Source organism: Microbacterium sp. NPDC003461 (genome assembly GCF_053588335.1).
Window position 1 is genome coordinate 37,456 of the sequence record NZ_JBSFPT010000018.1, and the last position, 23,739, is coordinate 61,194.

At 71.6% G+C, this 23,739-nt stretch carries 22 protein-coding genes; 4 read left to right on the plus strand and 18 right to left on the minus strand.

The features are described from left to right. Positions 1–20: 20 nt before the first annotated feature. The 3 genes from ACWDR7_RS08750 to ACWDR7_RS08760 are packed head-to-tail and all read left to right on the plus strand — an operon-like array spanning position 21 to position 3,468. Positions 21–680, plus strand: coding sequence for an SIMPL domain-containing protein (locus ACWDR7_RS08750; protein ID WP_449854532.1), 660 nt, complete (start codon positions 21–23; stop codon positions 678–680). Continuing rightward, positions 677–2,011 (plus strand): M20/M25/M40 family metallo-hydrolase, encoded by a 1,335-nt coding sequence (locus ACWDR7_RS08755; RefSeq protein WP_449854533.1) that lies wholly within the window; start codon positions 677–679, stop codon positions 2,009–2,011. Before ACWDR7_RS08750 ends, ACWDR7_RS08755 begins: the two co-directional genes overlap by 4 nt. Then, positions 2,008–3,468, plus strand: a complete 1,461-nt coding sequence (locus ACWDR7_RS08760) for an MFS transporter (RefSeq protein ID WP_449854534.1) — start codon at positions 2,008–2,010, stop codon at positions 3,466–3,468. The genes ACWDR7_RS08755 and ACWDR7_RS08760 overlap by 4 nt, the downstream gene beginning before the upstream one ends. 76 nt (positions 3,469–3,544) lie before the next feature. Here the strand turns inward: ACWDR7_RS08760 and ctaF are convergent, their stop codons facing one another. From ctaF to ACWDR7_RS08785, 5 genes are all read right to left on the minus strand, one after another. Then, positions 3,545–3,985, minus strand: a complete 441-nt coding sequence (gene ctaF, locus ACWDR7_RS08765; protein WP_449854535.1) for an aa3-type cytochrome oxidase subunit IV — start codon at positions 3,983–3,985, stop codon at positions 3,545–3,547. 4 nt (positions 3,986–3,989) lie between these two features. Further along, the gene (gene ctaD, locus ACWDR7_RS08770) at positions 3,990–5,738 is read right to left on the minus strand and encodes an aa3-type cytochrome oxidase subunit I (protein WP_449854536.1); all 1,749 of its coding nucleotides are present in this window, start codon (positions 5,736–5,738) and stop codon (positions 3,990–3,992) included. Between the two features lie 5 nt (positions 5,739–5,743). Beyond that, positions 5,744–6,652 (minus strand): aa3-type cytochrome oxidase subunit II, encoded by a 909-nt coding sequence (gene ctaC, locus ACWDR7_RS08775; protein WP_449854537.1) that lies wholly within the window; start codon positions 6,650–6,652, stop codon positions 5,744–5,746. A gap of 158 nt (positions 6,653–6,810) precedes the next feature. Beyond that, on the minus strand, positions 6,811–7,176 hold the full coding sequence (gene erpA, locus ACWDR7_RS08780; protein ID WP_449854538.1) for an iron-sulfur cluster insertion protein ErpA: 366 nt from the start codon (positions 7,174–7,176) through the stop codon (positions 6,811–6,813). A 111-nt stretch (positions 7,177–7,287) separates the two neighbouring features. Then, the gene (locus tag ACWDR7_RS08785) at positions 7,288–8,682 is read right to left on the minus strand and encodes a M20/M25/M40 family metallo-hydrolase (RefSeq protein ID WP_449854539.1); all 1,395 of its coding nucleotides are present in this window, start codon (positions 8,680–8,682) and stop codon (positions 7,288–7,290) included. A gap of 68 nt (positions 8,683–8,750) precedes the next feature. Here ACWDR7_RS08785 and ACWDR7_RS08790 point away from each other — a divergent pair, with 68 nt between their 5' ends. Further along, positions 8,751–9,311, plus strand: coding sequence for a DUF3043 domain-containing protein (locus tag ACWDR7_RS08790; RefSeq protein ID WP_449854540.1), 561 nt, complete (start codon positions 8,751–8,753; stop codon positions 9,309–9,311). A gap of 221 nt (positions 9,312–9,532) precedes the next feature. Here the strand turns inward: ACWDR7_RS08790 and ACWDR7_RS08795 are convergent, their stop codons facing one another. The 13 genes from ACWDR7_RS08795 to ftsZ all read right to left on the minus strand — a co-directional run bounded on the left by ACWDR7_RS08795 (position 9,533) and on the right by ftsZ (position 23,339). Continuing rightward, the gene (locus ACWDR7_RS08795; RefSeq protein WP_449854541.1) at positions 9,533–10,552 is read right to left on the minus strand and encodes a quinone-dependent dihydroorotate dehydrogenase; all 1,020 of its coding nucleotides are present in this window, start codon (positions 10,550–10,552) and stop codon (positions 9,533–9,535) included. Between the two features lie 3 nt (positions 10,553–10,555). Beyond that, positions 10,556–11,053: a transcriptional regulator NrdR gene (nrdR, locus tag ACWDR7_RS08800; RefSeq protein ID WP_449854542.1), complete on the minus strand. Its 498-nt coding sequence runs from the start codon at positions 11,051–11,053 to the stop codon at positions 10,556–10,558. A gap of 12 nt (positions 11,054–11,065) precedes the next feature. Then, entirely contained in the window at positions 11,066–12,394 is a 1,329-nt protein-coding gene (hisD, locus tag ACWDR7_RS08805; RefSeq protein ID WP_449854543.1) for a histidinol dehydrogenase, read from the minus strand. A gap of 20 nt (positions 12,395–12,414) precedes the next feature. Next, the gene (locus ACWDR7_RS08810; protein WP_449854544.1) at positions 12,415–14,010 is read right to left on the minus strand and encodes a hypothetical protein; all 1,596 of its coding nucleotides are present in this window, start codon (positions 14,008–14,010) and stop codon (positions 12,415–12,417) included. Positions 14,011–14,082: 72 nt separating this feature from the next. Further along, a complete protein-coding gene (dnaE, locus tag ACWDR7_RS08815; protein ID WP_449854545.1) occupies positions 14,083–17,595 on the minus strand; it encodes a DNA polymerase III subunit alpha in 3,513 nt (1,170 codons plus the stop codon). A gap of 35 nt (positions 17,596–17,630) precedes the next feature. Next, the gene (locus ACWDR7_RS08820; RefSeq protein ID WP_449854546.1) at positions 17,631–18,206 is read right to left on the minus strand and encodes a GNAT family N-acetyltransferase; all 576 of its coding nucleotides are present in this window, start codon (positions 18,204–18,206) and stop codon (positions 17,631–17,633) included. Positions 18,207–18,267: 61 nt separating this feature from the next. After that, a complete protein-coding gene (locus tag ACWDR7_RS08825) occupies positions 18,268–19,188 on the minus strand; it encodes an RluA family pseudouridine synthase (protein ID WP_449854547.1) in 921 nt (306 codons plus the stop codon). Beyond that, positions 19,188–19,907, minus strand: a complete 720-nt coding sequence (gene lspA, locus ACWDR7_RS08830; RefSeq protein WP_449854548.1) for a signal peptidase II — start codon at positions 19,905–19,907, stop codon at positions 19,188–19,190. Before lspA ends, ACWDR7_RS08825 begins: the two co-directional genes overlap by 1 nt. Before the next feature lie 10 nt (positions 19,908–19,917). Then, positions 19,918–20,508, minus strand: coding sequence for a DivIVA domain-containing protein (locus tag ACWDR7_RS08835; protein WP_449854549.1), 591 nt, complete (start codon positions 20,506–20,508; stop codon positions 19,918–19,920). A 127-nt stretch (positions 20,509–20,635) separates the two neighbouring features. Beyond that, on the minus strand, positions 20,636–20,884 hold the full coding sequence (locus tag ACWDR7_RS08840) for a YggT family protein (RefSeq protein ID WP_449854554.1): 249 nt from the start codon (positions 20,882–20,884) through the stop codon (positions 20,636–20,638). Between the two features lie 109 nt (positions 20,885–20,993). Further along, entirely contained in the window at positions 20,994–21,449 is a 456-nt protein-coding gene (locus ACWDR7_RS08845; RefSeq protein ID WP_449854550.1) for a cell division protein SepF, read from the minus strand. Between the two features lie 34 nt (positions 21,450–21,483). Next, the gene (locus tag ACWDR7_RS08850) at positions 21,484–22,167 is read right to left on the minus strand and encodes a YggS family pyridoxal phosphate-dependent enzyme (RefSeq protein WP_449854555.1); all 684 of its coding nucleotides are present in this window, start codon (positions 22,165–22,167) and stop codon (positions 21,484–21,486) included. A 2-nt stretch (positions 22,168–22,169) separates the two neighbouring features. Further along, entirely contained in the window at positions 22,170–23,339 is a 1,170-nt protein-coding gene (ftsZ, locus tag ACWDR7_RS08855) for a cell division protein FtsZ (RefSeq protein ID WP_449854551.1), read from the minus strand. Positions 23,340–23,739: the final 400 nt, after the last annotated feature.

The window sequence follows — 23,739 nt, forward strand, 5'->3', positions numbered from 1 at the left end:
CGCGACGAAGGGAGCCCGACGTGGGCGATGTCATCATCTCGGTGCGGGGCACGGCCCAGCGCCGGGTCACGCCGGAGCTCGCGGTGGTGAGCGTGCAGGTGCGCGCCGACGGGGCGGACCGCGCGACGGTCACCCGTCGGGTGGCGCAGTCCTCCGACGTCGTGCGCACTCGCCTGACCTCGCTGGAGGAGGGCGAGCGGCTCGTCCGCTGGTCGAGCGAGCGCGCGTACTTCTGGTCGAACCGACCGTGGAACAAGGACGGCAGGCAGCTTCCCCCCGTCCACCACGGCACGGTGGCGTTCCGCGCGACGTTCGACGACTTCGCCGAGCTCTCGGGCTGGATCGGCGAGCTCGCCGAGATGGACGAGATCCAGGTCGACGGGGTCAGCTGGCGGCTCGCCGACGACACGCGCTCGCGCGTCGAGCGGGAGACGGCGGCCGAGGCCGTGGGCGTCGCCCTCGAGCGGGCGAGGGCGTATGCCGACGCCCTCGGGTACGGCGAGGTGACCCCGGTCGAGATCGCCGACAACGACATGCTCTCGCGCGACGCGCCGCAGCCCTTCGCGAGCGCGATGATGGCGCGCGGCGCCGCGGCCGCTGCTCCCCCGCCGGTCGAGCTGGAGCCCGAGGACATCGTCGTCTCGGCCACCGTCGAGGGTCGATTCTCGGCGCGGTCATGAGCGGGATCGGCGGCGCCTCGCCGATCGCCGATCGGCTGGCGCGGATGATCCGCATCCCCACCGTCAGCGCGGATCACGCCGACCGCGGACGCTCCCGCTTCGAGGAGTTCGCGTCGCTGCTGGAGGAGCTCTACCCGCTCGCGCACACGCGCCTCGAGCGCGAGCGGATCGGCGAGCTCGGGCTGCTGTACCGGTGGCGCGGCGCGAGCGATCGCGATCCGCTCGTGCTCATGGCGCACGTCGACGTCGTTCCCGCCCGAGAGGGCGAGGGATGGAGCGTGCCGCCGTTCGAGGGCCGCGTCGCCGACGGACGGGTGTGGGGCCGCGGCGCGCTGGACGACAAGGGCCCGCTGCTCGTCGTCCTCGAGGCGGTCGAGCACCTGCTGGCGGCGGGCTTCTCCCCCGCCCGCGACGTCTATCTGTCGTTCGGCGGCGACGAGGAGGTCTTCGGCGGCGCGGCCGAGGAGATCGCGCGCACGCTGGCCGAGCGCGGCGTCGCCCCGTGGCTCGTGCTCGACGAGGGCGGCGCCGTCGTCGACGCGCCGCTGCCCTTCGTGCCGGGGCGAGCGGCCATGATCGGCCTCGGCGAGAAGGGCATCGTGACGCTGCGCCTGCGGGTGCGGGGCGACGGCGGGCACGCGTCGGCCCCGCGCGGCGACACCGCGATCTCGCGCCTGGCGCGCGCGGTCGAGCGCCTCGACGCGGCGACCTTCCCGCCCCGCGCGCCGGCGACCGTCGCGCGCATGCTCGGCGTGCTCGGCGCCCGCGCGACCGGTCCTGCCGGGCTCGGCGTGCGCCTGCTGGCCCGGTTCCCGCGCCTGGCCGGCCCGGTCCTCGCCCGCATGGGCGCCGAGCCGGCGGCGCTCGTGCGCACGACGATCGCCGCGACCAGGCAGTCCGGCGGCAGCGCCGACAACGTGCTGCCCGCCGAGGCGACCGCCACGTTCAACCTGCGCCTCGTTCCCGGCGACACGGTCGGCTCCGTCATCGGGCGCGTGCGCCGTCGGATCCGCGATCCCCGCGTGACGGTCGAGCTGGTGGACGGCAGCGACCCGTCGCCCGAGTCCCCCGCCGACGGTCCCGCCTTCGACGCGCTGCGCGCCGCCGCCGAAGCGGCGTTCCCCGACGCTCTCGTCGTGCCGTACCTCATGATGCAGGCCAGCGACGCCCGTCACTTCCACCGGCGCTGGCCGGCGGTGTACCGCTTCGCGCCGCTGGAGATGTCGGCGACCCAGCGGGCCTCGATCCACGGCCCCGACGAGCACGTCGAGATCGCCTCGCTCGAGCGCGGCCGCGACTTCCACGTCGCCCTCATCCGGGGGCTGTCGTGAGCGCCGCCCGCACGCGGCTGGGACCGCTCGTCGGCATCGTCGGCTTCCTCGCGTTCGTGGAGTTCACGAGCGGCATCATCCAGGGCTACTACACGCCCATGCTCACGGACATCGCGCGGCACCTGGGCGTGCACGACGCCGACGTGAACTGGCTCGAGGGCTCGCAGCTCATGCTCTCGGCGCTCGTGGTGCCCGCGTTCGCGAAGCTCGGCGACATGATCGGGCACAAGCGCATGCTGCTCATCTCGACGGCGCTGACCGCCGCCGCCTCGCTCGCGCTGCCGTTCACCGACGCGTTCGGCGTGTTCCTCGTCGCGTGGGCCCTGCAGGGCTTCTACGTGGTGTGGCTGCCGCTCGAGGTGGCGCTCATCTGGTCGCGGGCGCGAGCGGTCGTGGCGCGCACGGGCGAGGGATCCGCGTCCGTGCTCACGGCGCGGGCGGCCGGCATCCTCGTGGCCGCGCTCGAGGGCGGCGCCATCGTCGGCGCGCTCGCGGGCGGCGCGCTCGTCGACGCGATCCCGCTGTGGATCGTGCTGCTCGTCCCCGCCGTCGCCGTCGTGGCGTGCTTCTTCGTCATCCTCTTCGGCGTCACGGAATCGCCGTACCCGGCCGGCGGGCGCTTCGACACCACCGGCCTCGTGCTCGTCTCGCTCGCCCTCCTCGCGATCACGGGCGGGCTGAGTCTGCTGCGGCTGGGCGGCGTGGGCGACGCCCTCGCCTGGGGCGTGCTGGCCGTCGGCGCCCTGCTGCTCGTGCCGTTCGCGCGGTGGGAGCTGCGCCAGGACGACCCGCTGATCGACGTGCGCATGTTCCGCGACCCCGCCCTGTGGCCGGTCTTCCTCACCGCCGGCCTGTTCGGCGTGAGCGTGCTCGGCGCCCAGGCGCCCCTGTCGACCTTCGCGCGGACCGATCCGGAGGTCTACGGCTACGGGCTCGGCACCGCCGGATTCACGACCTCGCTGCTGATCGGGTTCTACCTGATCGCCATGATCATGGGCGCGCTGACCTACCCGCTGGTCGCGCGCCTCATCACGCCGCGCACCGCCCTCGTGCTGGCGGCACTGTGCGTGGGCGTCGGCTTCCTGCTGTTCCTGCCCTCCCACGCCACGTACCTGCAGGTCACGGCCAACATGCTCCTGGTGGGCCTCGGCTCGGGCGCCCTCGTCGCGGCACTGCCCGCCGCGGCGGCGGCCGCCGCACCGCACACGCAGACCGGCGTCGCGACGGGACTGACCAATTCCGTCAAGACCGTCGGCGGCGCCGTGGCCTCGTGCGTCTTCGGCATCGCGCTGCTGAACGGAGCCACCGGCGCCGCCGGGGGCACGGCCGGTTCGTTCGCCGGCTATGTGACCGTGTGGCTCGTGTGCGGCGTGACCGCCCTCGCGGCGGCCGGCGCGCTGCTCCTCGTGCCCCGGCAGGCGTTCACCGACGCGCGGGCCGACGTCCCCGTCGCCTGAGCACCGACACCGGGTCGGAACGCCGAGGGCCCGGATCCGTGTGGATCCGGGCCCTCGTGCGAGGCTGCGTTGCGCGTCAGCGGGCGAAGTTGCCGCGGTAGTACTCGTACACCCAGCCGACGATCGAGACGGCCAGCAGCGCGACCGCGAACGGCAGCAGGAAGATGCCGACCGCGAGCGACAGCGCGCCGAGCGCCGCGGCGCCCGCGAGCATGATGGGCCACCACGACCACGGGCTGAACTCGCCCAGCTCGGTCTCGCCGTCGTCGATGTCGGCGTCGAGGCGGTCCTCCGGCAGCTCCACGCCCTTCTGGCCGCGGTGCACGAGCTGCACGTAGAAGGCGACGAGCGCCGACATGAACGCCGAGAACAGCAGCGCCGTGCCGCCCGTCCAGTCCACCGCCTGGTACCAGGGCAGGCCGCGCGGGTTGTCGAGCAGGTCCCAGATCGCGTAGACCGAGAACGCGAGGGCGAAGAAGGCTGTCAGCAGCCACCAGATGACGACGTTGGAGCGCATGGCCTTACTTCACCTCTCCGTCGGACAGATCCACCGTGGGCGCGTCGGGCGCGTCCTTCGCCGGGCCCACGCCCACCGGGACGGGCGCCTCGCCGTGGTTCAGGTCGAACGCGGGGCGCTCGCTGCGGATGCGCGGGATCGACGTGAAGTTGTGGCGCGGCGGCGGGCAGCTGGTGGCCCATTCGAGCGATCCGCCGTAGCCCCACGGGTCGTTGACCGTGACCTTCGGCGCCTTGCGGGCGGTGATCCACACGTTCAGGAAGAACGGGATGAGCGAGGCGCCCAGGATGACCGCACCGATGGTGGACAGCTGGTTCTGCCAGGTCCAGCCGTCGGCCTCCGAGTAGTCGGCGTAGCGGCGCACCATGCCGTCCACGCCCAGCCAGTGCTGGATGAGGAAGGTCATGTGGAAGCCGATGAACAGCATCCAGAAGTGCACGTAGCCGAGCCGCTCGTTCAGCATGCGACCCGTCCACTTCGGCCACCAGAAGTAGAACCCGGCGAACATCGCGAACACGACCGTGCCGAACACCACGTAGTGGAAGTGCGCCACCACGAAGTACGAGTCGGACAGCTGGAAGTCCAGCGGCGGCGAGGCGAGGATGACGCCGGTCAGACCGCCGAAGACGAACGACACGAGGAAGCCGAGCGCGAACACCATGGGCGTCTCGAACGTGATCGAGCCGCGCCACATCGTGCCGATCCAGTTGAAGATCTTCACGCCCGTCGGCACCGCGATGAGCATCGTCATGAGCGCGAAGAACGGCAGCAGCACCGCGCCCGTGACGTACATGTGGTGCGCCCAGACCGACACCGACAGCGCGGCGATCGCGATGGTCGCGTACACGAGCGTCTTGTAGCCGAAGATCGGTTTGCGGCTGAAGACCGGGAAGATCTCCGACACGATGCCGAAGAACGGCAGCGCGATGATGTACACCTCGGGGTGGCCGAAGAACCAGAACAGGTGCTGCCACAGCAGCACGCCGCCGTTGGCCGGGTCGTAGATGTGCGCGCCGAGGACGCGGTCGGCGGCGGCCGCGAGGATCGCGGCGGCGAGCACGGGGAACGCGATGAGGATGAGCAGGCTCGTGATGAGCGTGTTCCACGTGAAGATCGGCATGCGCCACATCGTCATGCCGGGCGCACGCATCGTGATGATCGTCGTGATGAAATTCACCGCGCCGAAGATGGTTCCGAAGCCCGAGATGCCGAGGCCCAGCATCCACATGTTGCCGCCGAACCCTGGTGTGAACGACGCATTGGCGAGCGGCTGATACGCGAACCAGCCGAACGACGCGGCGCCCTGCGGGGTGAGGAAGCCGGCCACGGCGATGAGCGAGCCGAACGCGAACAGCCAGAAGGCGAAGGCGTTCAGGCGCGGGAACGCCACGTCGGGCGCGCCGATCTGCAGCGGCAGGATGACGTTGGCGAAGCCCGCGAACAGCGGCGTCGCGAACATCAGCAGCATCACGGTGCCGTGCATCGTGAACAGCTGGTTGTACTGCTCCTTGGTCGGGATGATCTGCATGCCCGGCGCGAACAGCTCGGCGCGGATCAGCAGTGCCATGACGCCGCCGAGGCAGAAGAACAGCATCGACGCGATGAGGTACATGTACCCGATCGTCTTGTGGTCGGTGGAGGTGATCCACTTGACCACGATGTTGCCCTTCTGCTCGACGCGGGATCCGCTGAGCAGGGCGGCCTGTCGGGCCGGCAGGACGGGAGTCTGCTCCTGAAGGGTGCTCGTCGCCATGGTGCTCAGTGGCTCTCTTCCTCGTCGTCGCTCTGCGCGCCGGTGCCCGGCGCGTTGCCCAGGCGGTCGTACGCCTCGTTGATGTCGCCGGTCTGGCCCTTGGCCTCGAGCTCGTCGAGGTACGCCTCGTACTCGGCCTCGCTCACGACCTCGACGTTGAACAGCATCATCGAGTGGTACTCGCCGCACAGCTCGGCGCACTTGCCGGCGTACGTGCCCTCGCGGGTGGGAATGAAGGACCACGAGTTGTCGTGGCCGATGTACATGTCCTTCTTGTACAGGAAGTCGATGATCCAGAACGAGTGGATGACATCACGCGACTCGAGGTCGATCGTCACCTTCTTGTCGACCGGCAGCACGAGCGTCGGCAGCTGCTCCTGATCGATGTTGCCGTTCGCGTCGGGCTGCGCCTGGATGCCCATCGTCCACACGGCGTCGGAGTTGTCCTCCTCGTCGCCGTCGTACTGGAAGTCCCACGCCCACTGCTTGGCGATCGCGGTGATCTCCACGTCGACCTCGTCCTCGGCCCAGGGCGTCTCGACCTTGGTCTGCTCGCGCGCCGTGAAGGCGAACAGGCCGAGCACCAGGATGAGCGGCACCGTCGTGAAGAAGATCTCGATCGGCATGTTGTACCGCAGCTGCACCGGCAGGCCCGTCTGGCCCTTGCGTCGGCGGTAGACGATCATCGCCCAGAGCATGAGGCCCCAGGTGATGAGGCCCACGACGAGCGCGGCGATCCACGACCCGACCCAGAGCGAGGCGATTCCCTCGGTCTGGTTGGTGGTGGCAGGCCCGTCCTCCACGAAGCCGGGGAGGTAGCCGTGCAGCTCCGTGGGCGAGCACGCGGCGAGCGTGGCGACGGTGGCTGCGGCGACGGGGATCGCTGCCCAGCGGATGCGGCGTTTCGAGGGCACGAATTCACCTTTCGAACGTGGATGGGGCACCTGCCAGTCTAGGGCAAGCGCACACGGGATTCCGGCCACACTCCCAGCGGGGCGCCCTCGCGCGTGGCGTGCTGCGGGTACGCCGAACGGCCCCGCAGCGGTGGTGGCGGGGCCGTTCGCAGGGCGGATCAGTGGAAGCTGTCGCCGCAGGCGCAGGAGCCCGAGGCGTTGGGGTTGTCGATCGTGAACCCCTGCTCCGAGATCGTGTCCTTGAAGTCGATCTTCGCGCCGTCGAGGTACGGCACCGACATGTTGTCGACGATCACCTCGACGCCGTCGAAGTCGACGGTCTCGTCGCCCTCGAGGTAGCGCTCGTCGAAGTAGAGCTGGTAGATGAGGCCGGAGCAGCCGCCGGGCTGCACGGCGACGCGCAGGCGCAGGTCGTCGCGGCCCTCCTGCTCGAGCAGGCTCTTCACCTTGGCGGCGGCCGCCTCGGTGAGGCCCACGCCGTGGGCGGGGGCGGCGGTGTCGGCGGTCAGGGTCGTGTCGGTCATGACGCTCTCCTCCTATCGGGCCCCGCCGACGGACGGCACGGGGCGAGCTTGTTCGATTCTAACCGCGGCGGCGGCGGATGGCGCCGCGCGGCCGCCGTCTTGCTCGGCGGCTCAGGCCTCGCGGGCGTTCATGCGCCCGAGCAGCAGCGTCTCGCTGATCACGGCGTGTCGGAACGTGTCGAGGTGCAGCGACTCGTTCGGGCTGTGCGCGCGCGAGTGCGGGTCCTCCACGCCCGTCACGAGGATCTGCGCGCCCGGGTAGCGCTGCACGAGATCGGCGATGAACGGGATCGATCCGCCCACGCCGTAGTCCACGGGATCCTTGCCGTAGCCGTCGCGCATCGCGTCGCGCGCCGCCTGCACGGCCCATCCGCTCGTGTCGACGAGGAAGCCGTCGCCGCAGTCGACCTCGCCGAAGGTGAGCTGCGCGCCGAAGGCGTTGTGCGCCTCGAGGTGCGCCTTGATGGCCTCGTAGGCGGCCCGCGCGTCCTGTCCCGGCGCCACGCGGGCGCTCACGACCACGGTCACCTCGGGCGAGAGCGTGTTCGACGCGGCGGCGACGCTCGTGTGGTCGATGCCGGTGACCGTGATCGACGGCTTGTTCCAGATGCGCGACAGGATCGTGCCGTCGCCGATCGGGCGCACGCCCTCGAGCAGCCCCGTCTCCTCGCGCAACGTGTCCTCGCCGTACTCGGGTGTCTCGGCATCGCGCGCCGTGAGGCCCTCGACCGCCACCGCGCCGTTCTCGTCCCACAGGGAGGAGAGCATCTTGATGGTCGCGAGCATCGCGTCGGGCACCGCTCCCCCGAACATGCCCGAGTGCGAGGCGTGATCGAGCGTGCGCACCGTGAGGTGGAACTTCGCGTTGCCGCGCAGCGACACCGTGACGGCCGGCGTCTCGGAGTCCCAGTTGCCGGAGTCGGCGACGACGATGACGTCCGAGCGCATCGCCTCGGCGTTGTCCTCGAGGAACTGCGTGAACGAGCGCGAGCCGAACTCCTCCTCGCCCTCGATGTAGAGGACGATCCCGAGGTCGAGGTCGTCGCCGTAGGTCTCGCGCAGGGCGCGCAGCGAGGCGATGTGCGCCATCACCCCGGCCTTGTCGTCGGCGGCGCCGCGCCCGTAGAGGCGGCCGTCGCGCACGGTCGGCTCGAACGGCGGCGTCTCCCAGAGCGCGTCGTCTCCCGGGGGCTGCACGTCGTGGTGGGCGTAGAGCATGACGGTCGGGCGGCCGTTGCGGGCCGCGCGCGTGGCGAGCACACCGGGCTGGCCCACCTCGTCCGTGCCGGGGATGGCCGCGCGGTGGATGCGCACCTCGTCGAAGACGCCGGTCTCGCGCGCGAGCCGGGCGATCTCGTCGGCGCTGCGCACGAGCTGATCCTGATCGAAGGCGGGCCACGCGATGCCGGGGATGCGCACGAGGCGCCCGAGGTCGGCGAGCGCCGCGGGGATCCCTCCTTCCGCCGATTCGACGAGCTGCTGGTCCGGGGTGGGCGTGGAGGTCATGCGGGTATCCTAGATCGGCATGCCGTGCCCCTCCGCGCGCGGCCCCCGAACGATCCGAGGTGCTCCCCGTGGCCAACACCCCCGCGTCCGCCGGCGACGACGCGTCGATGACGACCGTCGGCAAGGGCCGTCCCACCCCGTCCCGCGCCGAGCGCGAGGCCGCCAACCGCCGCCCGCTCGTCGCCAACACGAAGGAGGCGCGCAAGCGCGCCCGCGCCGAGCTGCGCGAGCGCCAGGACCGCGCCCGCGTCGGCATGGCCAACGGCGAGGAGCGCTACCTGCAGCCTCGCGACAAGGGCCCGCAGCGCCGCTGGGTGCGCGACTACACCGACGCCGGCTGGCACCTCGGCGAGCTGCTCATGCCGGCCCTCATCGTCGTGCTGATCGTCACGATGTTCCTGCCGATCCAGTTCCAGTACTACGGCATGATCGGCCTCTGGGTGTTCGTGCTCTTCACGGTCGGCGACATGGTGATCCTCTCGAACACCGTCAAGAAGAAGGCCGCCGAGAAGTTCGGCAAGGACCGGCGCGAGAAGGGCCTCGGCTGGTACGCCGCGATGCGCTCCGTGCAGATGCGCTGGATGCGCCTGCCGAAGCCGCAGGTGAAGCGCGGCGAGTACCCGGCCTGAGTCATCCGTGTCACGTGTCTCGCACGCTGCGGGCACGCCTGACGGCGCGCCCTGGCGGGCTCGGGAGGGCGCTCCGCGCCATCCGGCGTTGACGGCGGGCGCACTCGCGCCCGCACGCTCCGGGGCCGCTTCGCGGCGCCGTCGCAGGGCTCGGTGCATGTCCGCAAGTCTGTGCTGAGTCCGGGCGGACGCACGCGCGGACTTGGCACAGACTTGCGGACTTAAGGGCGGGCGAGGGCGCGGTTGATCTCGCGGGCCCAGAGCGGGCCGCGGTAGAGGAACGCCGTGTAGCCCTGCGTGAGGGTCGCGCCGGCGGCCAGGCGCTCGCGCACGTCCTCGGCGGTCTCGATGCCGCCGACCGAGACGACGCAGAACGCCGGATCGGGTGCCGCGGCCCGGATGAGGCGCAGCACCTCGAGCGCGCGCGCCTTGAGGGGCGCACCCGAGAGCCCGCCGGCACCGGCGGCCTCGACGATGCCCGCGTCGGTGAGCAGTCCCTCGCGCGCGATCGTCGTGTTCGTCGCGATGATGCCCGCCAGGCCCAGATCCACCGCGAGTCGGGTCACGGCCGTGACCTCGTCGTCCGGGAGGTCGGGCGCGATCTTGACGAGCAGCGGGGTCCGGCCCGCGGCCGCCTTGACGGCCTCGAGCAGGGGGCGCAGCGTCTCGACGGCCTGGAGCCCGCGCAGGCCCGGGGTGTTGGGCGAGGAGACGTTCACCGCGAGGTAGTCGGCGAGCGGCGCGAGCATTGTCGCGCTGGCGACGTAGTCCGCCGTGGCGTGCTCGACGTCGACGACGCGGCTCTTGCCGATGTTGGCCCCGACGACCGCTCCCCCGCGGCGCAGTCGCGCCAGGCGCCGGGCGGCGGCCCGGGCGCCCCGGTTGTTGAAGCCCATGCGGTTCACGACCGCGCGGTCGGGAACGAGGCGGAACAGGCGCGGGCGGGGGTTGCCGTCCTGAGGGATCGCGGTGACCGTGCCGATCTCGACGTGTCCGAAGCCGAGGGCATCGAGGCCGCGCACGCCGACCGCGTTCTTGTCGAACCCGGCGGCGACGCCGAACGGCGACGGGAACCGCACGCCGAGCGCGTCGACGGCCAGGGACGGATCGGGCCGGGTGAAGGCGCGCACGATCGGCGCGATCGGGCGGGAGCCGAGCACGCGGATCACGGCCATGGCCAGGTGGTGGGCCGTCTCGGGATCGAGGCGCGACAGGAACGCGCGGAACAGCAGCGGGTACACGCGTCAGGCCCCCGCGCCCTGGTCGGCCCCGCCCGCGGTGTGCGCGCCGACTCCGGCGTGATCGGCGCGCAGGTCGGCGATGGCCGCCTCGAAGTCCTCGAGCGATTCGAACGCCTGGTAGACGCTCGCGTACCGCAGGTAGGCGACCTCGTCGAGCTCGCGGAGCGGGCCGAGCGTGGCCAGGCCGATCTCGTTCGCGTCGATCTGGCTCAGGCCCGTCTGCCGCACGGCCTCCTCCACCTTCTGGGCGAGCACGGCCAGATCGGCGTCCGTCACGGGACGCCCCTGGCACGCCTTGCGCACGCCCGCCATCACCTTGTCGCGGCTGAACGGCTCGACCGCGCCGGAGCGCTTGATGACGTTGAGCGACGCGGTCTCGATCGTCGAGAAGCGCTTGCCGCACTGCGGGCACTGGCGCCGACGGCGGATGGAGAGGCCGTCGTCGCTCGTGCGGGAGTCGATGACGCGGGAGTCGGCGTGGCGGCAGAAGGGACAGTGCATAGCCGGGCCAGCTTACGCGGCGGAGCCTGCGACGTCGCCGGACGCGAAGCGCGCCACGACGGCGTCGCCGTGGCCGGGAAGCGCCTCGGACGCCGCGAGCGCGACGATGCGGTCGCGCACCTCGGCGAGGGCATCGCGGTCGTACTCGATGACCTGCTGCGGACGCAGGAACGTCTGCGCGCCCAGGCCCGCCGCGTAGCGGGCCTGGCCGCCCGTCGGCAGCACGTGATTCGATCCCGCGAGGTAGTCGCCGAGGCTCACCGGCGCATAGGGGCCGAGGAACAGCGCGCCCGCGCTCGTGTAGCGCGACGCCGCCTCGGCGGCGTCGGCGAGGTGCAGCTCGAGGTGCTCCGGCGCGTACGCGTTGCTGAACGCCTCGGCCGCGGCCGCATCGTCGACGAGCACGATGGCCGACTGCTCCCCCGCCAGCGCGGCGGCGACCCGCTCGCGGTGCCGGGTGGCCGCGGCGACCTGCTCCACCGCCGCATCGACGGCGCGCGCGAGGTCCGCGGACGCGGTCACGAGCACCGCCGAGGCCTGCTCGTCGTGCTCGGCCTGGCTCACGAGGTCGTACGCGATCAGGCGCGCGTCGGCCGTGTCGTCGGCGACGATGAGGATCTCGGTGGCACCGGCCTCGGAGTCGACTCCCACGACGCCGGCGACGGCACGCTTGGCCGCCGCGACGAAGTTGTTGCCGGGACCGGTGACGGTGTCGACGGGCTCGAGGCCGAGCGTCGCGACGCCGTGCGCGAGCGCGCCGATCGCCCCGGCGCCGCCCATCGCGTAGACCTCGGTGACGCCGAGCAGGCCGGCCGCGGCGAGGATCGTCGGGTGCACGCGACCCTCGGCGTCGGCCTGCGGCGGCGAGGCGAGCGCGATGCTGCGCACGCCCGCGACCTGCGCGGGCACGACGTTCATGACCACGCTGGACGGGTACACGGCCTTGCCGCCCGGCACGTACACGCCGACGCGCCCGACGGGCTGCCAGCGCTGCGTGACGCGCGCGCCGGGCGCGAGCTCGGTGACGCGCGTGGGCGGGATCTGCGCGGCCGAGGCCTCGCGCACGCGGCGGATCGACTCCTCCAGCGCGGCGTGGACCTCGGGGTCGAGCCCGGCGACGGCGTCGGCGACGTGCTCGGCCGGCACCCGCACCGCGTGGCCCGTCACGCCGTCGAAGCGCTCGGCCTGCTCGCGCAGCGATTGCTCGCCCCGCGCGCGGACGTCCTCGACGATCTCGGCGGCCGCCTGCAGCGCCGCCGCCCGCGCCGCGGTGGCGCGCGGGACGGCGGCGAGCAGATCGGCCGTGTTCAGGCGACGGCCGCGCAGATCGATCGTGCGCATCAGGTGGTGCTCCTCGCGGGTCAGCCGCGCGTGACGCCGCTGGTGTCGAGCAGGTAGCCGACGCGTCCGTCGTCGTGGCGCACCACGAAGACGTCGCCGCGCTCCTCGAGCACGAGCGCCCACGCCGTCGGGCCGATGCGGAACAGCGGCGTGCCGTTCTCGTCCACGACGTCGCGCTCCACCGGCGCGAGCGCCCAGAACGGCTGGTTGTTCGTGACGGGCAGCGATGCGGGACTGCCCTGCGCCTGCCCATCGGCCGGCGCCTGCTCGCCCGCCTCCGGGGCCGGCGCGGGCTCCTCGGTGGCGGCCACGGAGGCCACGGCCTGCGCCGTCTCATCGAAAGCGCTCTCGCCGTTGCCTCGGATCACGGTCTCGGCGTCCAGCGGGTCCACCGGCTCGCTCGCGGGCTCGCCGCTCGTGCGGCGGTACGACGGCGCCTCGTCCTCGGCCGGCGCGAGCCCGAGGCTCGCCTCGATGTCGGATCCAGCGTGAGCGCGCGCGGAACGAGCGGCATCGGCGTCGGCCGGCGCCTCCGTCACCTCGTCGATCTCGGGCTGCGAGACCGTCGGGGCGACGTACGGGTTGCCGCCGTGCGGCGCGGCCGGCGCGGGCTGACCCTGCTCGTGCGCCTGCGGCGGCGTGCCCTGCTGCGGCGGGTACGGCTGCTGGCCGTAGGGCTGGGGCGCGCCGTAGGGCTGCTGGCCGTACTGCTGCTCCTGGCCGGACTGCTCCTGCCCGGGCTGTCCCTGGCCGGGCTGCCCGTACGGCTGCTGGCCGAACTGCTGACCGTGGGCCTGCGGGCCCTGCTGCTCCTGGCCGGGCTGGCCATAGGGCTGGGGAGCGCCGTACGGCTGCTGACCGAACTGCTGGTCCTGGCCCGGCTGGCCATAGGGCTGCGGGGCATACGGCTGACCCTGGGGCGGGTACTGGCCGTGGGGCTGCTGGCCATAGGGGTAGGCGCCGGGCTGCTGCTGCCCGTACGGGTAGCCGCCCTGCTGCTGCCCGGGGGCGCCGTAGCCGGGCCACGCGCCCTGCTGCCCCTGCTCCGGCTTGGGCGCGCGCGGCTTCTGCACGACGGGGCGCGCGGGACGCGCGGCGCGCGCGGCGGGCACCTCCTCGCGACCGTCGAAGTCGGCGCGGAACGGCGGCACGAGCGGGGCGAGCACGGTGAAGAACACGCCGACGAGCGCGACGAACGCCGAGACCCAGGCGGCCCAGCCGGCCGACAGCACGGCCTCGCCCGGCCCGAAGAACGACATCAGCTCTCCGAGCTGGGCGCCGAGCACGCTGATGAACAGCAGCGAGTGCCACGCGACGATCGCGTACGAGACGAACGCGACGGAGGCGAACTGGTCCACCGAGAGCGATCCGAGGCGGAGCTTCACGCCGGGCGCGAGGCGGCGCACGACCAGCAGCGCGGTCGCGGCGATCAGCGCCAGCAGCGCCGCGATCTGCACGAGCCCCTGGCCCCACATGGGCGCGTAGTCGCCGTCGATGACGCTGAAGAACGACAGGATCAGCAGGACGAGACCCGTCCCGATGACGATCCATTCGCGCAGCGTGAACTTCCACAGGCCGGGCACGCCGCCTGCGGCGACCTCACTGTTCTCGGACACGGGTCTCCCTCTGATCGTCGAGCGTTCCGTCTTCGATCCTAACCGCCACCGCCGACGCGTCGACGGGGAGGACTACCCGAGGCACTGCGGCCCGAGCAGCGACTTGAGGTCGCCGAACAGGTCGGCCGTGATCCGCACCGGCAGCGGCACCTCGAACACCTTGGCCGAGCTGCCGCGGTGCATCTTCAGCCGCACCTCCGTGTCGCCGGCGTGGCGCTGCAGCACCTCGGAGAGCTCGAGGACGAGCCGCTCCGTGGCGCGCTGCTCCGGCAGCAGCAGCGTCAGCGGCCCGGACGCCTCGAGTCCGCCGACGTCGGGGACGAAGGCCGACTGCGCGTGCAGGTTGAGGCCGTCGTCACGCCGCGACACGCGGCCGCGCACGACGAGGAGCGAGTCCTGCTGCAGGATCGGCTGGAACTCGGTGTAGGTCTTGCCCATGAACATCACGGTGACCTCGCCCTCGAAGTCCTCGACCGTGATCATGCCGTAGGGGTTGCCGCTCGACTTGGCCACGCGATGCTGCGCGCTCGTCACGAGACCCGCCACCGTCACCTGGTCGCCGTCCTGCAGATCCTCCGAGGCGATGAGGTCGTGGATCGTGATGCTGCGGTGCTTCGCGAGCGGCACCTCGAGCCCGGCGAGGGGGTGATCCGAGACGTAGAGGCCGAGCATCTCGCGCTCGAACGCCAGCTTGTCCTTCTTCGTGAACTCCGGGCGCTCCGGCACCTTCTGCGCCGTCTCGGGCTCGTCCCACAGGCTGTCGAAGTCGAAGCCGATCGCCCCCTGCGCCTCGTTCCGCTTGCGATCGACCGAGGCCTCGACCGCCTGCTCGTGGACCTCCAGCAGGGCGCGCCGCGTCGAGCCCATCGAGTCGAAGGCGCCCGCCTTGATGAGCGACTCGACCGTGCGCTTGTTGGCCACGTGCATCGGCACGCGGCTCAGGAAGTCGTGGAAGCTCGTGTACGGCCCGTCCTTGCGTGCCGCGACGATGCCGTCGACCACGTTCGATCCGACGTTGCGGATGGCGCCGAGGCCGAAGCGGATGTCGTCGCCGACGGCCGAGAAGAAGCCGATCGACTCCGACACATCCGGCTGCAGCACCCGGATGCCCATGCGGCGGCACTCGTTGAGGTACATCGCGAGCTTGTCGCGCGAGTCGCCGACGCTCGTGAGCACCGCGGCCATGTACTCGGCCGGATAGTGGGCCTTGAGGTACGCGGTCCAGTACGACACCACGCCGTATGCGGCGGAGTGCGCTTTGTTGAACGCGTAGTCCGAGAACGGCAGCAGGATGTCCCACAGCGCCTTGATGGCGCCCTCGGAGTAGCCGCGCTCCTTCATGCCGCCCGAGAAGCCCGCGTACTGCTTGTCGAGCTCCGACTTCTTCTTCTTGCCCATCGCGCGGCGCAGGATGTCGGCCTGTCCGAGGCTGAACCCCGCCACCTTCTGCGCGATGGCCATGACCTGCTCCTGATAGATGATCAGGCCGTAGGTCGTGTCGAGGATGTCGCGCAGCGGCTCCTCGAGCTCGGGATGGATCGGGGTGATCTCCTGGAGCCCGTTCTTGCGCAGCGCGTAGTTCGTGTGCGAGTTGGCACCCATGGGGCCCGGCCGATACAGGGCGATGACGGCCGAGATGTCCTCGAAGTTGTCCGGCTTCATGAGGCGCAGCAGCGAGCGCATCGGCCCGCCGTCGAGCTGGAACACGCCGAGGGTGTCGCCGCGCGACAGCAGCGCGTAGGCCTCGCGGTCGTCGAGCGAGAGGTGCTCGAGGTCGACCTCCTCGCCGCGGTTGGCCCGGATGTTGTCGAGCGCGTCGGAGAGGATCGTGAGGTTGCGCAGCCCCAGGAAGTCCATCTTGATGAGGCCGAGGGCCTCGCACGCGGGGTAGTCGAACTGCGTGACGATCTGGCCGTCCTGCTCCCGCTTCATGATCGGGATGATGTCGATGAGCGGCTCGCTCGACATGATCACGCCCGCCGCGTGCACGCCCCACTGCCGCTTCAGTCCCTCGAGGCCGACCGCGCGGTCGTAGACCGTCTTGGCCTCGGGGTCGCTCTCGATGAGCGCGCGGAACTCGCTGGCCTCCTTGTAGCGGGGGTGCTCGGGGTTGAACATGCCGTCGAGCGGCATGTCCTTGCCCATGACGGCGGGGGGCATCGCCTTCGTCAGCCGCTCCCCCATGCTGAACGGGAAGCCGAGCACGCGGCCGGCGTCCTTGAGCGCCTGCTTCGACTTGATGGTGCCGTACGTCACGATCTGCGCCACGCGCTCGTCGCCGTACTTCTCGGTGACGTAGTCGATCACCTCGCCGCGGCGGCGGTCGTCGAAGTCGACGTCGAAGTCGGGCATCGAGACACGGTCCGGGTTGAGGAAGCGCTCGAAGATGAGACCGTGCTCGAGCGGGTCGAGGTCGGTGATGCGCATGGCGTACGCGACCATCGATCCGGCACCGGAGCCGCGGCCCGGGCCGACGCGGATGCCGTTGTCCTTGGCCCAGTTGATGAAGTCGGCCACGACGAGGAAGTAGCCGGGGAAGCCCATCTGCAGGATGATCCCGGTCTCGTAGTCCGCCTGCTGCCGCACGCGGTCGGGCACGCCGTTCGGGTAGCGGTAGTGGAGGCCCTTCTCGACCTCCTTGATGAGCCAGCTCTCCTCGGTCTCCCCGTCGGGCACGGGGAACTTCGGCATGTAGTTGGCGCTCGTGTCGAACTCGACGTCGCACCGCTCGGCGATGAGCAGCGTGTTGTCGCACGCCTCCGGGTGATCGCGGAACAGCTGACGCATCTCGGCGGCCGTCTTGACGTAGTAGCCGTCGCCGTCGAACTTGAACCGGTTCGGGTCGTCGAGCGTCGATCCGGACTGGACGCACAGCAGCGCCGCGTGGGCGTCGGCCTCGTGCTGGTGCGTGTAGTGCGAGTCGTTGGTGGCCACGAGCGGGATGCCCAGGTCCTTCGCGAGGCGCAGCAGATCGGTCATCACGCGGCGCTCGATGTCGAGGCCGTGATCCATGATCTCGGCGAAGTAGTTCTCCTTGCCGAAGATGTCCTGGAACTCGGCGGCCGCCTGGCGCGCGGCGTCGTACTGGCCGAGACGCAACTTGGTCTGCACCTCGCCAGAGGGGCAGCCGGTCGTCGCGATCAGGCCCTTGCCGTAGGTCTGCAGCAGCTCGCGGTCCATGCGCGGCTTGAAGTAGTACCCCTCGATGCTCGACAGCGAGCTCAGCCGGAACAGGTTGTGCATGCCGGGGGTGTTCTCGGCCCACATCGTCATGTGGGTGTACGCGCCGCTGCCCGAGACGTCGTCACTCTTCTGGTCGGGGCTTCCCCACGCCACGCGCGTCTTGTCGGTGCGGTGCGTGCCGGGGGTGACGTACGCCTCGAGGCCGATGATGGGCTTCACGCCCGCGGACTGCGCGGCCCGGTAGAACTCGAACGCCGCGAACGTGTTGCCGTGGTCGGTGACGGCGACCGCCGGCATCCCGTAATCGGCCGCCGCCTGCGTCATCGCCCCGAGCTTCGCCGCCCCGTCCAGCATCGAGTACTCGCTGTGGACATGCAGGTGAACGAAGGAGTCGGAGGCCATGGATCGAGTCTAGGTTCGACCTCCGACACCGCGGCTCAGCGGCGCAGGTCGAGGCGCATGACGACGCGGGGGAAGCCGCCCGAGACCGAGGTCGTGTCGGCGGCCTTCGTGAAGCCCGCGCGCTCGAACATGTCGCGGAAGCCCACGAACGCCATCGTCTGGTCCACCCGCTCGCCGCGGTTGTCGACCGGGTAGCCCTCCAGCGCGGGGGCGCCGCGCTCGCGGGCGAGGGCGATGGCGCCCCGGAGCAGGCGGTCGACGACGCCCTTGCGCCGGTGCCCGGGGCGCACGCGGAAGCACCACGCGGTCCAGACAGGCAGATCGTCGACGTGCGGGATCGTGCGGCTGCGGGCGAACTGGGTGTCGGCGCGCGGCGCGACACCGGCCCAGCCGACCGGCTCGTCGCCGTCGTAGGCGAGCACGCCCGGCGGCAGATCCGACTCGCACATGGCCCGCACGAACTCGCCCCTGGCGGGCCCGACCAGTTCGCGGTTGAGCTTCGCCGGAACCCGGTGACTCAGACACCAGCACACGTTCGCGTCGGGGCGCTTGGGCCCCACCAGCGCGCGGACGCCCTCGAAGTCGGTCGCCGGGCGCGTCGTGATGACCATGCCGCCATCATGCCCGCCGCCTGCGACATCCGGAACGGGCCGCCGACGCTCGCGCGCGGTGCTACTCGCCGCGGAGGATGTCGAGGGCTTGCTGGAGGTCGGCCGGGTAGGGCGACGCGAACTCGACCCGGTCGCCCGTGGCGGGGTGGTCGAAGGCGAGGCGGTGGGCGTGCAGCCACTGGCGCGTCAGTCCCAGGCGCGCCGACATGGTCGGGTCTGCGCCGTAGAGCGGATCGCCGACGCACGGATGCCGGTGGGCGGCCATGTGCACGCGGATCTGGTGCGTGCGGCCCGTCTCCAGATGGATCTCGAGCAGCGAGGCGCCCGGGAAGGCCTCGATCGTCTCGTAGTGGGTCACGGAGTCCTTGCCGTCGGGCGTGACGGCGAACTTCCACGAGTGGCTGGGGTGTCGCCCGATCGGCGCGTCGATCGTGCCGACCAGCGGATCCGGATGCCCCTGCACCACGGCGTGGTAGACCTTGTCGACCGTGCGCTCCTTGAAGGCGCGCTTGAGCAGCGTGTACGCGCGCTCGGTCTTGGCGACCACCATGAGCCCGCTCGTGCCCACGTCGAGGCGATGCACGATCCCCTGCCGCTCGGCGGCGCCGCTCGTGGCGACCTGCACGCCGGCCGCCAGGAGCGCGCCGAGCACGGTCGGGCCCTCCCAGCCGAGCGACGGATGGGCGGCGACGCCCACCGGCTTGTCGACCACGACGATGTCGTCGTCCTGGTGGACGATCCCGAGCTCGGGCACCTCGACCGCGACGACGCGCGGCTCCTCCTTCGGCCGCCACTCGACGTCGAGCCACGAGCCCGCCGTGACGCGATCCGACTTCGCGACGACCGCGCCGTCGAGCTGCACACCACCGGCCTCGACGACCTCCGCCGCGAAGGTCCGCGAGAAGCCGAGCATCTTGGCCAGGGCCGCGTCGACGCGCGTGCCGTCCAGCCCGTCGGGGACGGGAAGCCTGCGGGACTCCATCAGTCCCGGTCTCCGGCGGCGTCCGCCGGAACCCGGTCGACCGCGTCGTCCCGATCCGTCGCGGCGCGATCGGCCTCGGCGGGGGCCGACGCGTCGCCCTCGACCGTCTCGACCGCCGGGCGCGCGGCGGCCTCGCCGGCGTCGTCGCCGCCGTCGTCGGCCGTGGGAGCGCCGCCGCCGTCCGCCGCCTTCTCGCCGCGCGTGCCGTCGAGCTCCAGCCCGATCACGAGCAGCAGCGCGACGGCCGCCATGCCGCCGACGATGAAGATGTCGGCGACGTTGTAGATCGCCGGGTGCGGCGCCCAGAACCACATCCAGGGCGTGAGGATGAAGTCGACCACGTGCCCGACGGCGAAGCCGGGATCGCGGAACAGTCGGTCGGCGAGGTTGCCGAGCACTCCCCCCAACAGCAGCCCGAGCACGACGGCCCACAGCCGGGAGCGCACCCGCGTGGCGGCGACGTAGACGATCGCGGCCGCGACGACCGCCATCGCGATCGTGAAGATCCAGGTGACGCCCTCACCCAGCGAGAACGCGGCGCCGGGGTTGAAGACGAGGACGAACTGCAGGGCGTCGCCGACCACCGGCACCGTGGTGCCGGGCTCCAGCGACTGCAGGACGAGGTGCTTGGAGAACTGGTCGGCGGCCAGCACCGTCACCGCGAGGATCGCGATGAGGGCGCCGGCCGCCGCCGTGCGAAGGGGGGCTCGGCCGCTCAACGGGCCGGGCTCAGAGACCGATCGCCGAGACCGGCGTCGACGACGACGCGGTGCTCGAGCTCTCGAGGTCCTTCAGCTTCGTCTCGAAGAACGAACGCATCTCGGCGCGGTAGTCGCGCTCGAAACCGCGCAGCTCCGTGATGCGCGACTCGAGCGACTTGCGCTCGTTCTCGAGGCGCACGCGGATCTCCTGCTGCTTGCGCTCGGCGTCGGCGATGATCTCGCCGGCCTGCGAGCGTGCGTCCGCGACGAGCTTCTCGGCCTCGGCCTTGCCCTCGGCGACGTGCTCGTCGTGCAGGCGCTGCGCGCGCTCGATGATGCTCACGGCGCTCGTCGCGGCGTTCGCCTGCGGCGCCTCGGCGGGCGCGGCCGGCTGCGGCGTCTCGACGGGCTTCGGAGCCTCGGCCGCGGGGGCCGCGGGCGTCGCGCCCGACTCGAGCTCGGCGACGCGCGCCTTCAGGCGCTCGTTCTCCTCGAGCGCCTTGCGCCACTCGACGACGATCTCGTCCAGGAAGTCGTCGACCTCATCCGGGTCGAACCCCTCCTTGAACCGGACGTGCTGGAACTGCTTGGTGACGACGTCATCCGGGGTGAGTGCCATGGGGAGGGACCTCTTTCGATCAGAGACAGTCGGAGGGCCGCGGGGTCGGGCCCGCGGCTTCAGTCTCGAGCAAGCATAACCGGACCACGCCGGGAGCCGTACCCCAGACGCGAATCCGAGAACGGGTTCAGACGCCGGCGAGGACGCTCGTGACGGAGAGCAGGATGATGCACAGGAACATCGTGATCGCGAACGCGAAGTCGATCGCGACACCGCCCACCCGCAGGGGCGGGATGAACCGGCGCAGGAAGCGGATCGGGGGGTCCGTGACCGTGTACACCGCCTCCGCGATCACGAGCATGGCGCCCTTCGGACGCCACTCGCGGTTGAACAGCGGGATGTAGTCCAGGATCAGCCGCCCGAACAGCACGAGCATGTACAGCAGGACGAGGAGGTTCAGCAGCGTGAAGACGAGCGCGATCACGAGATGAGCCTATCCCGGGCGCGACCGGATGCCCGGCGCGCCCGCCCGGGGCCGACCGCGCTCAGAGCGCGTCGTCGCCGGTGATGGCGCCGTCGCCCGAGACCGCGATATTCTCGGGGCTGAGCAGGAACACCTTGCTGGTGACGCGCTCGATGCGGCCGTAGAGGCCGAGCGAGAGACCGCTCGCGAAGTCGATGAGGCGGCGCGCGTCGGCGTCGCTCATCTGCGAGAGGTTCATGATCACGGGCACGCCGTCGCGGAAGTGCTCGGCGATCGTCTGCGCGTCGCGGTACTGCTTGGGGTGGACCGTGACGATCTCGGTGACGGGCGCCGACGCGGGCTGGCGCACGACGGCGGGGCGGCGGATCGGCGTCACGGGCGCGGGCACCTCCTCGTCGCGGGCGTGGCGCTCCTCGCGCGTGGCGCGCACGGGCGTCTGCGGCTCGTCGGCCTCGTCGTACTCCTCCTCGTCCGCCAGGCCGAGGTAGACCATCGTCTTCTTGAGCGGGTTCGCCATCGCGTCCTCCGTAAGGTGCTCGTTGTCTTCGAGGCTAAGCCCGGTCGGGCCGCGCCCCCGTGATTGCCGTCCCGATGCGCAGGTGTGTCGCGCCCACCGCGATCGCCTCCGCGAAATCCACCGTCATCCCCGCCGAGAGCCACGTGGCCTCCGGCGCGAGCCGGCGCACGCGCTCGGCGTGTTCGGCCAGCCGCGCGAACGCCGCGGCCGGGTTCTCGTCGAGCGGCGCGACCGCCATGACGCCGCGCAGACGCAGCGTGGACAGCCCCAGGATGTGCTCGGCGAGCGGTTCGACGCCCTCGGGCGCCACGCCGCCCCTGCCGGGATCGTCGGTGAGGTTGATCTGCAGCAGCACGTCGAGGGTGGGCATCCCCTCGCCCGCCGCCTCGAGCGCATCCGCCAGCCTCTCGCGGTCCACCGAGTGGACGACCGAGGCGGCACGGCGGATGGCCTTCGCCTTCTTCGTCTGCGCCTGGCCGATGAAGTGCCAGCGGAGATCCGCGAGGTCCGCGCACTCCTCGGTCTTGCCCGTCAGCTCCTGCTGCCGGTTCTCCCCCACGTCGCGCACGCCGAGCGCATGCAGCTCGCGCACGAGGGCGGCCGGATGGAACTTGGTGACGACGATGCGCGTCAGCTCGTCCGGATCCCTCCCGGCCGCCCTCGCGGCGTCGGCGATGCGCTCGTCGACGTCTGCGAGGCGGGCGGCGAGATCCGGCACGGTCACTTCAGGAAGTCGGGGATGTCGAGGTCCTCGTCGAACGCCGAGTCGAAGCCGCTCGCGTCGGGCACCACGGGCGCCGCCGCGACGGAGACGCTCTCGCGCTCCTCCTTGGGCGCCGAGCCCTCGGCGCGCTCGGTCGGCTCGGCGGCCGCCGCCGCGGCCGGGACGGCGGGAGCGGCGGGGCGCGCCGCGAGCGACGGCACGTCGAGGCGCGTCTGCGGCTCGCCGCCGTCGAAGCCGGCCGCGATGACCGTGACGCGCACCTCGTCGCCGAGGGTGTCGTCGATGACGGTGCCGAAGATGATGTTGGCCTCGGGGTGCGCGGCCTCCTTGACGAGCTGTGCCGCGTCGTTGATCTCGAAGATGCCGAGGTTCGATCCGCCCTGGATCGACAGCAGCACGCCGTGCGCGCCCTCGATCGAGGCCTCGAGCAGCGGCGACTCGACCGCCAGCTCGGCGGCCTTGATGGCGCGATCCGCCCCGCGAGCCGAGCCGATTCCCATGAGCGCGGACCCGGCCCCCTGCATGACGCTCTTGACGTCGGCGAAGTCGAGGTTGATGAGGCCGGGGGTGGTGATGAGGTCGGTGATGCCCTGCACACCGGCCAGGAGCACCTGGTCGGCCGTGGCGAACGCCTCGACCATCGAGATGCCGCGGTCGCTGATCTCGAGGAGGCGGTCGTTCGGCACGACGATGAGCGTGTCGACCTCCTCCTTCAGCGCGGCCACGCCCGTCTCGGCCTGCTGCTGACGGCGGCGGCCCTCGAAGGAGAAGGGCTTGGTGACGACGCCGATGGTGAGTGCGCCGATGGACTTGGCGATCCGCGCCACCACGGGCGCACCGCCCGTGCCGGTGCCGCCGCCCTCGCCCGCCGTGACGAAGACCATGTCCGCGCCCGCGAGCGCCTGCTCGATCTCCTCGGCGTGGTCCTCCGCGGCGCGGCGGCCCACCTCCGGGTCGGCGCCCGCGCCGAGACCGCGCGTGAGCTCGCGGCCCACGTCGAGCTTGACGTCGGCGTCGCTCATGAGGAGCGCCTGCGCGTCGGTGTTGACGGCGATGAACTCGACCCCGCGCAGGCCCAGCTCGATCATGCGGTTGACGGCGTTGACGCCACCGCCGCCGACGCCGACGACCTTGATCACGGCGAGGTAGTTCTGGTTCTGGCTCATGCCGGCCTCCGATTGTGCGAACCCTGGCTCTCATCCCGAGCGGTCAACCTTCACGTTCAACCTGAACGTTAAAGAATTGCCCGGTATGTATTTCCCTTCTCCGAAGGTAAGCGGGCCAGCGGATCGCGTTCGGATTGGACCGGGGCGTGTCGCGCTTCCCACCCGGATTGCGTGCCGCGCGCCGACGCGGTTGCGGTGGTCGCTTCATCTCCGCGGCTCCGCCGCTCCGTTCAGCAACCGAGGGGTGCAACCGGTCAGCAAGCCACAGCACAACCGATCACTGTGTGAGCGCGAAGCGCGAGCGTGCGGCCGCCAATGCGGCCGCCCCGCGGCGCGCAGCGCCGCCTCGCCGGCGCGGGACGCGACGGCGCGAGCACGCGAGCGGCACCCGCACAGCGGG

Bases quoted from the DNA above. Each gene is read 5' to 3' on its own strand.
- ACWDR7_RS08835 (WP_449854549.1), bottom strand. From the start codon at position 20,508: ATGGCACTCACCCCGGATGACGTCGTCACCAAGCAGTTCCAGCACGTC.
- hisD (WP_449854543.1), bottom strand. From the start codon at position 12,394: ATGCGCACGATCGATCTGCGCGGCCGTCGCCTGAACACGGCCGATCTG.
- ACWDR7_RS08825 (WP_449854547.1), bottom strand. From the start codon at position 19,188: ATGGAGTCCCGCAGGCTTCCCGTCCCCGACGGGCTGGACGGCACGCGC.
- ACWDR7_RS08840 (WP_449854554.1), bottom strand. From the start codon at position 20,884: ATGCTCGTGCTGTTCGGGCGGCTGATCCTGGACTACATCCCGCTGTTC.
- erpA (WP_449854538.1), bottom strand. From the start codon at position 7,176: ATGACCGACACGACCCTGACCGCCGACACCGCCGCCCCCGCCCACGGC.
- ACWDR7_RS08785 (WP_449854539.1), bottom strand. From the start codon at position 8,682: ATGACCTCCACGCCCACCCCGGACCAGCAGCTCGTCGAATCGGCGGAA.
- ctaF (WP_449854535.1), bottom strand. From the start codon at position 3,985: ATGCGCTCCAACGTCGTCATCTGGTGGCTGCTGACAGCCTTCTTCGCC.
- dnaE (WP_449854545.1), bottom strand. From the start codon at position 17,595: ATGGCCTCCGACTCCTTCGTTCACCTGCATGTCCACAGCGAGTACTCG.
- ACWDR7_RS08820 (WP_449854546.1), bottom strand. From the start codon at position 18,206: ATGGTCATCACGACGCGCCCGGCGACCGACTTCGAGGGCGTCCGCGCG.
- nrdR (WP_449854542.1), bottom strand. From the start codon at position 11,053: ATGCACTGTCCCTTCTGCCGCCACGCCGACTCCCGCGTCATCGACTCC.
- ACWDR7_RS08755 (WP_449854533.1), top strand. From the start codon at position 677: ATGAGCGGGATCGGCGGCGCCTCGCCGATCGCCGATCGGCTGGCGCGG.
- ctaD (WP_449854536.1), bottom strand. From the start codon at position 5,738: ATGGCGACGAGCACCCTTCAGGAGCAGACTCCCGTCCTGCCGGCCCGA.
- ACWDR7_RS08845 (WP_449854550.1), bottom strand. From the start codon at position 21,449: ATGGCGAACCCGCTCAAGAAGACGATGGTCTACCTCGGCCTGGCGGAC.
- ftsZ (WP_449854551.1), bottom strand. From the start codon at position 23,339: ATGAGCCAGAACCAGAACTACCTCGCCGTGATCAAGGTCGTCGGCGTC.